Origin of the sequence: Sedimentibacter hydroxybenzoicus DSM 7310 (assembly GCF_013403245.1) — a bacterium.
Taxonomy (GTDB): domain Bacteria; phylum Bacillota; class Clostridia; order Tissierellales; family Sedimentibacteraceae; genus Sedimentibacter; species Sedimentibacter hydroxybenzoicus.
On the sequence record NZ_JACBNQ010000026.1, the window covers coordinates 35300 to 45082 of the forward strand.

The following is a 9783-nucleotide window of genomic DNA, read 5'->3' on the forward strand; positions in this document are numbered from 1 at the left end:
CCTTTACCAGATTTTTAACTCTTCAGCTTCTTTCTTAAGTTGATCTCTAAAATCCGGGTGAGCAATATTTATCAAAGCTTCTACTCTGTCTCCGATGGATGTACCTCTTAAGGACGCTACCCCATATTCTGTCACTACATAGTCTACATCATTTCTCGAAAGAGATACGGCAGCTCCCTGAGCTAATCTGGTTACTATTTTGGAAACAGTCTGCTTGTCTGCTTGCCCAGATACTCTTGCCTTAGTTGTAGAATATAAAGCTATAATGGATTTTCCGTCTCTTGACATCTGAGCGCCTATTGCTGTATCAGCCTGCCCTCCTGTACCGCTAAACTGAATATGTCCTAATGATTCCGAGCAGCATTGTCCTGTTAAATCTATTTCCAATGAAGTATTTATGGATACCATCTTATGGTTTTTTCCTATTACGTATGGATCATTTACCCAGGAACCCTTCATTAAGCTAACTGCCGGATTATCATTAATAAAATTATACAATTTTTGGGTGCCCAAAGCAAAGGTAGCTACCATTTTTCCGGGCATCAAGGTCTTGCGTTTTCCTGTAATAACTCCCGCATTATATAAATCCACTACTCCGTCGGTAAGCATTTCTGTGTGAACTCCTAAATCTTTTTTGTTCATAAGCTCCGCAGCTACCGCATTTGGAATGCCGCCTATTCCCAATTGTATAGTTGAACCGTCTTCTATTAAATCTGCTATATATTTACCGATTTTCTTATCTTTTTCCGTTATCTCTGCTTCAGCTAATGCAGGTACATTATAATCCACTTCAATAACATAATCTATATCATTTATATGAACCGTTGTATCTCCAAAGGTTCTGGGCATATTCGGATTAATTTCTATTATAACTATATCTGAATTCTCCATTATATCCCTTTCATAAGTAGCGGATAATGATAAAGAAATGTACCCGTGCTTATCCATTAACGAACCTGACCCTATATATATGTTTGGTTTTCTGTGGAAAAGCCTTTTTTTTGCTGCAAGATGCAGGTGGTTAGGTATAAAGGAGATGTTGCCGGTTTTATGAGCTTTCCTTATTGCAGGGCTGTAAAACCATCCATCCATCTTGAAGCTATCCTTGTAATCAGGATTCATATAGTATTCATAATCACCCATTGGTAAGCAGGTTGTAACATTTACGTCTTTAACAGCACCTGCTATTGTATGGAGATTCTTTAAAAATTCCCTTCCTTCAGCAGCAGCCATACCCGATACTATACTATCGTTTGATTTAATCTTACTCAATGCTTCCTCAACAGTTATAAGCTTGTTATTATAAATTTTATTTACGTCCATTTACTGCCTCCTAACTACCCCATCTGATGACATTAGCAGCCCATGCATATCCGATCCCTGCGGCTATCATGGATATTACGGTTCCATTCTTTACTTTTCCTTGTTCTAATGCCAATTGCAGAGAAAGAATTTGATCTACCTGACCCATATGTCCGTAGCTTGAAAGATAATTAGACTGTTCCTCAGTTATGCCTAAAGATTCCACCATAGCCTTATGCTGAGAATATTTAAAGTGAAGTACCGCTAAATATCCTAATTCAGCCTTTGATACGCCTGACTTTTCAAAGGCCTTGTCTATGCAATAATACCAGTTATCCATCGACACTTCATTCAGCCTGTCCTTCATATGCTTTGAATCAAACAATCTTAAGGACTTATATGCTTCGTCAAGATTGCTCTTGTTTATTGGTTTTTCCGTACCTCCATATTCTACTCCGGCATCTCTGGCCATGGTTCCGTCAGTCATTATATGTGTGCCTAATAATAAATTTTTATTATAGTTTTTTTTGAGTATAATAGCTCCTCCCCCTGCGGAAAGATTATACATCATGGACATACTCTTGTCGGAATAATCAACAAAATCACCATTTCTGTAACCGCCTACTACCATTACAGTATTGATATCTTCATCTGCTATCATCATATCCTTCGCTATTTTCATAGCTGCTACAGTAGTACAGCATCTTTGCTGCAGATCTATTGCCCAGGCATTTACAGCCCCTATTTTTTCCTGAATATAAATACCTGATGTGGTCAGAGGATACTCCTTCCATTCTTCTCCCATGCACAGTATTAAATCTATCTCTTTAGGATCTATTCCCGTTCTTTTAATTGCATCTAATCCTGCTCTGACACCCATTTCTTGAGTTCCGTCTTCTTTTCCCGGTATTGATTTTTCCACTATGCCAAGCTTTTGCACAATAGCTTTTTCTGTCCAAAGCCCGTTAGTGGCATCTGAGATCTCCCTAGCTGTCATTCTTTTTTCAGGAATATATATACCCGTTCCTACAATACCTATATTTACATTAGTCATTATATCCCTCCTTCTTATATCCTTGCTTGCACCCAAGCCTTTTTTTCAAAAGTTCTTATTCTCCGGGTGCTTTTTCGGTTTTAGATGATTTCTCATTATCTGATTTTACTTTTCTGTTTTCTATAAAATGACGCAGAGTACCAACGATGCCTTTCGGCATGAACAGTATTACAGCGATGTATAAAATTCCCAAGAATATTAACCATCTTTCAAATATAGGGTGAATGCTTCGAAGATTTAACAGCATATTCTGAAAAACATTAACCACTATGCTTCCGACAATTCCTCCGTATAATGTTCCGGTACCTCCTATCAATGTATACAGGAGGGCATTGGTAGAATAAGTTATACTTAAAAGTTCAGTATTGGCAAATCTGTTAAACGTCCCAAATACCAGTCCTGCAAGACCTGCAGAAACACCTGAAACTAAAATTGCAATCAACTTATAATTTTCTATCCTAAAGCCTAAAAATTCAGCTCTTTGTTCATTTTCACGAATGGCTATTATTACTCGTCCTGTAGGGGATAAAATAAACTTTCTTAAAATAATAAACATAACAATTAAAAATATCAGTGAAAAATAGTAGAAAAAAATTCTGTTTGACAGTATGGATGGAACCTTAAAAATCAGACCGTCAGTTCCATTGGTCACATCTCTCCAGCTTTCAGCTATATTTCTGACTACTTCTGCCAATGCCAGAGTAAGCATAGCTGCCGCAAAAACGGAAGTTCCTTTTTTAAAAGACAGCTTTCCCATTACCAAGGCACAGATTACCGAGTACAATACAACTACTGCAATTGACAGAATAAATACAGGTATCGTGGTTCCAAGCTTATTGTAGAGTATTCCTGCAACATATGCTCCACCTCCGAAGTAAACGGCATGTCCCAAATTTATAAAGCCCATGTACCCTCTTAATATGTCATAGCTCATTGCAAATACAGAAATTACAAATATTCTTGTGAGTAAATTCAGCATTGTATATGAAGAAAATTTAGGAAATATAAGCAAAGCAATCAATAATACAGATAAAGCTATTATTACATTTTTACTAAAGTCTCTCTGAATGTGTTCTCTTAGTGATTTCATTTCTTCACCGCCAATCTGAGTATACTTTTTCTGCCTTCACTAAACAGCCCCTCCGGCTTAAATGCCAATACAATTGCCATTACAAGGACATTTGTCACTACTGCGAAGGACGGAATAAACCACGCTACAAATGCGTTCATCAAGCCTAACAAAAAGCTTGCCTTTGCAGTTCCGGAAAAGTTGCCAAGTCCTCCTATGACTATTGCTATAAAAGCCAGTATCTGATTGTTGGCTCCCGCTGTAGATATTACATTGCCTGCCAAAGGCGCATATAATGCTCCGCCTAATCCCGCCAATGCTGCACCTGCCGCAAATACTATTGTAAAATAAAGCCTGATATTAATACCTAATGCCTGAACCATATCCGATCTTTGTACTCCGGCTCTTATTACCATGCCTGTCTTGCTGTTCTTCAAAATGTAATTTACAATAATAAGAACGGATATCCCTATTATTATCAGCAATATTCTATAGTGACTTATTGTAACTCCGTTGATTATCGTTGTTCCTGAAATAAAGTCAGGTTTTTTTATTGCTATAGGAGTGTTTCCCCAAATTAAGCGAATTATTTCAATAAAAACAATATTAAGCCCCAAGGTAATTAAAATTTGTGCAGGAGCATTTCCATACAATCTGCTTACGAAAAATTTTTCGAATATTATACCAAGAATAAATACGATTAGCATTGCTGCTAATATTCCCAATATAAAGCTGTTTGTCATCTGATATATCCACACATATGCATATCCGCCCCAGACAAATAAAGCTCCGTGTGCAAAATTAACAACTCCCATTAATCCCAATATAATTGCTAAGCCTGAAGAAACTAAAAATATCAGTGCACCTTCAGATAATCCATTAATAAAAAGTGTTAAGAAAATATCCATAGTTCCTCCCTTATATTCCAAGATGTGTGGCTTGCAGCTGTGTATCCTGTATCAAATCTTCTATTTTACCGTTTACTACAGTCCTGCCCTCATTGATTATATAGTATCTGGATGCAATAGCACATGCTAAAGAAAAGTTTTGCTCAACCAATAATATGGTGCTTTCCTTGCTTATTTCCTTAAGGGCAACTGCTAATGTCTCTATAACTACAGGAGCCAATCCTTTGCTGGGCTCATCTATTAAAATTATCTTATTATCATTGACTAATGCTCTCGATATTGACAGCATCTGACGCTGCCCGCCGCTAAGAGTTCTGGCCATCCTTTCAGATGCCTTCCTTAAATCCGGAAAAATATCATATACCTTAGCTATCCTGTCATCTCCATCCTTTGTATCATTTCTTATTGCTAACTTTAAATTTTCTGCAATCGTCAAATAATCAAACACTCCATAATCTTCAGGTACATATCCTATTCCCTTGTTTGCAATATCATAAGTAGGAATTCCCACCAGGGAATCCTCACCCAGAAGAATGGAGCCGCTTCTTGTATTTACTAATCCCATTATAGTTTTCAGCAATGTGCTTTTACCTGCACCGTTCCTGCCTAATATTGCTATGGCCTCTCCTTTTTTAACTTCTATGTCGACCCCTTGCAATATGGTGTATTGGCCTATATAGGAATTCAAATTTTCCACTTTAAGTATTGATGCCATCTATAACCCCTCCTCCCAGATATGCCTTAAGAACTTCAGGGTGTTTCGAAACAGCCTCCGGCTCTCCCTCAATAAGCTTCATTCCGTTAACTATAATTATGAGCTTATCTGACAAAGCCTTAACCATGTCCATTTTGTGCTCAATCAATATAACTGTGGTGCCGGTCTTTTTAATTTTTGCAAGAATTTCTATCATCGTCGGAACTTCTTCAATGGCCATACCTGCCGTAGGTTCATCTAACAGCAATGCCTCAGGCTCAAGTGCCAATACCATGCCTAACTCTAATTTTCTTTGCTCCGTATGGCTTAGCTTACTTGCAATGAAACTTTTCTTATCTGATAAAAGGACTTTTTCTAATAATTCATCTGCCTTTTGATTAATACTTGTATAATTTCTATGGTCAACAAAAATCCTGTATCCAATATTCTCCTTTGATTGTACAGCCAACCTTACATTTTCATATACTGTAAGATTAGGAAAAACATTAGTCAGCTGAAAGGACCTGCCCATTCCCATCTTTACACGTTCAACAGGGGACAGACAGGTAATGTCCGTCCCTTTGAAATATATTTTCCCTTCTGTTGGCTTTAAAAGACCGCTGATTAAGTTGAATAAGGTTGTCTTTCCGGCACCGTTTGGTCCAAGGATGGTAGTAAATACTTTTTCTTCCAATTCAAGATTCATGTTGCTTACTGCTTTATGGGCTCCAAAGCTAATGCCTAAATTTTCAGTTTTAATTAATACTTCACCCATCATATACATCCTTTCTATTCATTTCTGCTTGCAAATACTCGTCTCTTTTTAGCGTCCGGGTGCATTTATAGGTGGTGCAATGTCCTCAGCCGGTATTTCACGAACAAATTCAGGTACAGGGTAGTCTACCCCTTCAACTTCCATCAATATTACTTCATAAAGAGGCTGAATAGATTGATGGTCCTCTGTACGAAAATACCTTGTTCCTGTAGGGCTTTCATACTCCATTCCTTCCATTGCCTCTATAAGAGTATCTGCATCTGTACTGCCATCTGTTTTTTCCAATGCTGTTATAATTGCAGATGCTGCTGCCATGCCGCCCGGTGTAAATAAGTCCGGAACCTCATTATATTCTTCCATGTGTTTTTCTTTCAGCCACTCATTCATAGGATTGTTTTGCGGCAATGTATGATGGTATACACAAAAGCCTTGCATTCCTATCATCGGTGTCATGGATTTCAATGCTGCAATTTCCGGAGCACCTGTCGTTATATTGATACCATAGCTCTCTAAGTCATATTCCATCAATTGTCCCCAAGGATTGTTGGCACCTGCCCAGATTACATACAGGTAGTCAGGTTTTGCTTCTCTTATCCTCATTATATACGGTGAAAAGTCAGTAGTATCGGTCGGTGGGAATTCTTGGTGCACCAACTCCCCTCCACGCTCAATCAGCTCATTAACAATGGGTTGTACCATTGAAGTACCAAATGAGCTGTCCGGTGCTAATGTTGCAACCTTTGCCCCCGGCTTACTGTTTATAATAACATCTGCCATTGCTGCCGCATCCTGTGCGGAATTTCTTCCTGTACGGAATATATATGGGTTCCAGCTTTCACCTGTCAGGAAATCTGCTGCCGCAGGCTCAATTACGTATACGGTTTTAAACTCTTCCGCAATATCTAATACAGCCGCTGCATCTGATGAGGAAGCTGCACCTACTAAAATATCAACCTTATCCACGTCAAGAAGCTTTATAGCTCTTTCTCTTGCTACATCCGGTACATTTGTTGTATCTTCCCATATTACTTTAATAGGTCTTCCCGCTACTTCCATAGTGCCGTCTGTAAGATATTCCAAGCCTAACATAAATCCTTTTTGGTTTTGTTCACCATAATCTTGCAATGCACCACTTAATGAAGTAAGTGCTCCTATCACTATTGGTTCTTTTGATTCTGAACCGTTATTACCGGTATTTTGTTCCCCACCGTTTGGGGCAGGACTGTTTGCTCCTGTACTGTCATTTCCATTGCTTGTACATCCGGTTGCAAATATACCGATTGCAAGTATTAATACTAACAATAAACTTACTGTTTTTTTCAAAGTAAATACCTCCCTAAAATTTTTTATTTATTAATTAATAGCCACTTATTCCATGAAAGACAATATTATATTCATAAATCTTTGCAAATCATCTGTCATAGCTTCATGACCACCAAATTCCAATAATTCTAATTTTGCATTTGGGCCTATACCTTTAGAAATGCCTGCACCCATGTCTAATTGAATTTAACTTAATCAATTTAATCCTCCTTGCTTAATAATTTTGCATTCTCTTTTAACTTTTCTGCTCTATCATTTAAGTCAATGGCCAATTTGCTGATAAAACTACTCACTTCTATCTGAAATAATGAAATATTTAAAATCTCATCGAGTTTTTCAGAAATGTTTATCTCGGTATTTTTTACATATTCGTTTAAATCTCTTCCAAGTTCCTTAAGTTTTTTTGAATTAAAGGAGATTGTTTCTGTCATTGATACTAATTGCTGCACTGTAGCATGCAGGTTATCAGCTAAGGCCAACATTAAATCTTGCTTATCTACAGCCTCGGTAAAGGATACGGACCCAATAATTTTGCCGGCATTATCCCTTATTGGTATTGCAATTGCAATATAAGGAAATCCAAACACCTCCGGTCCTACTCTTCTTACAACCCTTCTGCCTGTAATAACGCTTTCATAATTGACAGATCCCTTTATGTGAGGAACTCCTTTCCTGATATTGTGATCCTGCCTTTTACTTGGCACATATATAAGGCATTTTTCAAGATCACAAACCGATACAGCAAAGTCCGTATTAGTAAGTTCATTTATATAGGGGGCTACGTCCACAAAGGAATTAAGTATATCACCCATGCTCTTCTCCTTCATTCTCGGTTATATTAAATTACATATGCAACTACTATGCCAACATAGCAGAAGTAATCTTAAGTGTTTTTTACTGAAATTTTTCTTTTATTTCATTTTTTGCTGTACATTTTTTGGACATGTGCATTTTTTGGACAGACACTTTATGAACACTGAGGATATTCAAATGTAAAAAACTACCTCATTCAGGTAGTTTAGTTTATTCCATATCTCTCCATTTTATTGTATAGGGATGAGCGGCTGATGTCTAAAAGCTCTGCTGTCTTCAGCTTGTTACCTTCTGTATATTCAAGGCACCTCATTATTGCCTCTTTTTCTGTATCTTCTATTAAATATTTTAGTGGTCTTACCGGTCCGTCTAAGCTTATTTTTGAGCTATTGTTTATATATACCGGCAGATGTACGGGCAGGATAGTGTCCGAGTCCGTAAGATTAATTGCCCTTTCCAATACATTCTCCAGCTCTCTTACATTTCCGGCCCAGTTATGACCTCTCAAAATGTCCATAGCTTTGTCGGAAATTTTGATTACATACTTTCCCAGCTGGCTTGAAAGCTTTTTAAGAAGCATATCCAAAAGTGTATCAATATCTCCGGTTCTCTCTCTTAAGGGTGGTATTTCTATGGTCATTACATTGAGCCGGTAATATAAATCCTCTCTGAAGCTACCTTCTTGAATCAGTTTTTTTAAATCCTTATTTGTGGCTGCTATTACTCTTACATCTGTTTTTATTATCTTATTTCCCCCGACTCTTTCGAACTCTTTTTCCTGTAATACTCTTAGCAGCTTTGCCTGCATCTTAATCGGCATGTCTCCAATTTCATCTAAAAAAATACTTCCGCCGTTTGCCAGTTCAAATTTACCTATTTTGCCTCCCCTTTTAGCTCCTGTAAATGCTCCCTCTTCATAACCGAACAGCTCAGATTCCAAGAGCTCAGAGGGTATGGCTGCGCTATTAACTTTTACAAATGGCGAATGAGACCTTGAGCTGTCTTTATGTATGGCATGTGCAAACAATTCCTTTCCTGTCCCACTTTCTCCCAATATCAATACATTAGAAATCGAATTGGAAGCTCTTCGACCTATAAACTTTGCTTGCGCCATTTTTTCACTGTTTCCTATTATGGTGTCCCATGAATATTTGGCTCCGTGTATTTCCTTAAGTTGATTTTTATATAAATTGATTTCCGTTTCCAAAAGCTTGTTTTTTTCTATAATATCCTTAAATTTTTCTATATCTGCAAACAATACCATACCGACCCCATATTTGACCTCATCCTTATCGCCTAATACAGGTATCCTGTGAACTATTGCAGTATGCCCGTTTTCAAAGGTATGCTTCCAGGCTATTTCCGCTTGCTTTGTTTTAAGAACATAAGGGAATCTCGAGTATTTATCTACCTCTAATACAGGTCTGCCAATTATTTCTTCCTTTTTTAATCCGAGAAAGTCTGCAAATACCTTGTTTATCATTCTGATCTTACTTTCCTTATCTATCATGATTAAGGGTACGGGAATTGGATCAAATATTTTATGCATCATTGAAACCAAGTATTCATTTAAATTGGTATCTTCATCAATTTCGATACTGCTTTCAATCTTTTCACTATATACATCAGTATTCATAAAGCCACCTCCGTTTATTACCGCATCATGCATAACTATTTTACCATACAAACGAACAAAAATGTTATTTTTTTATAATTTGATGTAAATCGCTTATGCTGTAGGTATAAAACAAAGCCATTACTTTTTAAGGTAATTGTCAGGTTATTGACAAACCCGCTAAAAATTAGCGGGTTTTCATAATAATTAAGGAAAGACACATGAAAAAT

10 protein-coding genes are annotated in these 9783 nt (G+C 37.3%); all 10 read right to left on the bottom strand.

Going from position 1 to position 9783, the window contains the following annotated elements:
• Positions 1–3: 3 nt before the first annotated feature.
• The 10 genes from HZF24_RS16230 to HZF24_RS16270 all read right to left on the bottom strand — a co-directional run bounded on the left by HZF24_RS16230 (position 4) and on the right by HZF24_RS16270 (position 9574).
• Entirely contained in the window at positions 4–1323 is a 1320-nt protein-coding gene (locus HZF24_RS16230; protein WP_179239416.1) for an acetyl-CoA hydrolase/transferase family protein, read from the bottom strand.
• Positions 1324–1333: 10 nt separating this feature from the next.
• Positions 1334–2356, bottom strand: a complete 1023-nt coding sequence (locus HZF24_RS16235; protein WP_179239417.1) for a 3-oxoacyl-ACP synthase — start codon at positions 2354–2356, stop codon at positions 1334–1336.
• A gap of 55 nt (positions 2357–2411) precedes the next feature.
• A complete protein-coding gene (locus HZF24_RS16240) occupies positions 2412–3446 on the bottom strand; it encodes a branched-chain amino acid ABC transporter permease (RefSeq protein WP_179239418.1) in 1035 nt (344 codons plus the stop codon).
• Positions 3443–4333 carry a branched-chain amino acid ABC transporter permease gene (locus HZF24_RS16245; protein WP_179239419.1) on the bottom strand — a complete coding sequence of 297 codons (891 nt, stop codon included), beginning with the start codon at positions 4331–4333 and terminating at the stop codon, positions 3443–3445. Before HZF24_RS16245 ends, HZF24_RS16240 begins: the two co-directional genes overlap by 4 nt.
• 10 nt (positions 4334–4343) lie before the next feature.
• Positions 4344–5048 carry an ABC transporter ATP-binding protein gene (locus HZF24_RS16250; RefSeq protein ID WP_179239420.1) on the bottom strand — a complete coding sequence of 235 codons (705 nt, stop codon included), beginning with the start codon at positions 5046–5048 and terminating at the stop codon, positions 4344–4346.
• Positions 5032–5802, bottom strand: a complete 771-nt coding sequence (locus HZF24_RS16255; protein WP_179239421.1) for an ABC transporter ATP-binding protein — start codon at positions 5800–5802, stop codon at positions 5032–5034. The genes HZF24_RS16250 and HZF24_RS16255 overlap by 17 nt, the downstream gene beginning before the upstream one ends.
• A 48-nt stretch (positions 5803–5850) precedes the next feature.
• Positions 5851–7125: a substrate-binding domain-containing protein gene (locus HZF24_RS16260; protein WP_179239422.1), complete on the bottom strand. Its 1275-nt coding sequence runs from the start codon at positions 7123–7125 to the stop codon at positions 5851–5853.
• A 45-nt stretch (positions 7126–7170) separates the two neighbouring features.
• Positions 7171–7299 (bottom strand): hypothetical protein, encoded by a 129-nt coding sequence (locus tag HZF24_RS19270; RefSeq protein WP_281372305.1) that lies wholly within the window; start codon positions 7297–7299, stop codon positions 7171–7173.
• 26 nt (positions 7300–7325) lie between these two features.
• Positions 7326–7937, bottom strand: a complete 612-nt coding sequence (locus HZF24_RS16265; protein ID WP_179239423.1) for a hypothetical protein — start codon at positions 7935–7937, stop codon at positions 7326–7328.
• A gap of 206 nt (positions 7938–8143) precedes the next feature.
• On the bottom strand, positions 8144–9574 hold the full coding sequence (locus HZF24_RS16270) for a sigma-54 interaction domain-containing protein (RefSeq protein ID WP_179239424.1): 1431 nt from the start codon (positions 9572–9574) through the stop codon (positions 8144–8146).
• Positions 9575–9783: the final 209 nt, after the last annotated feature.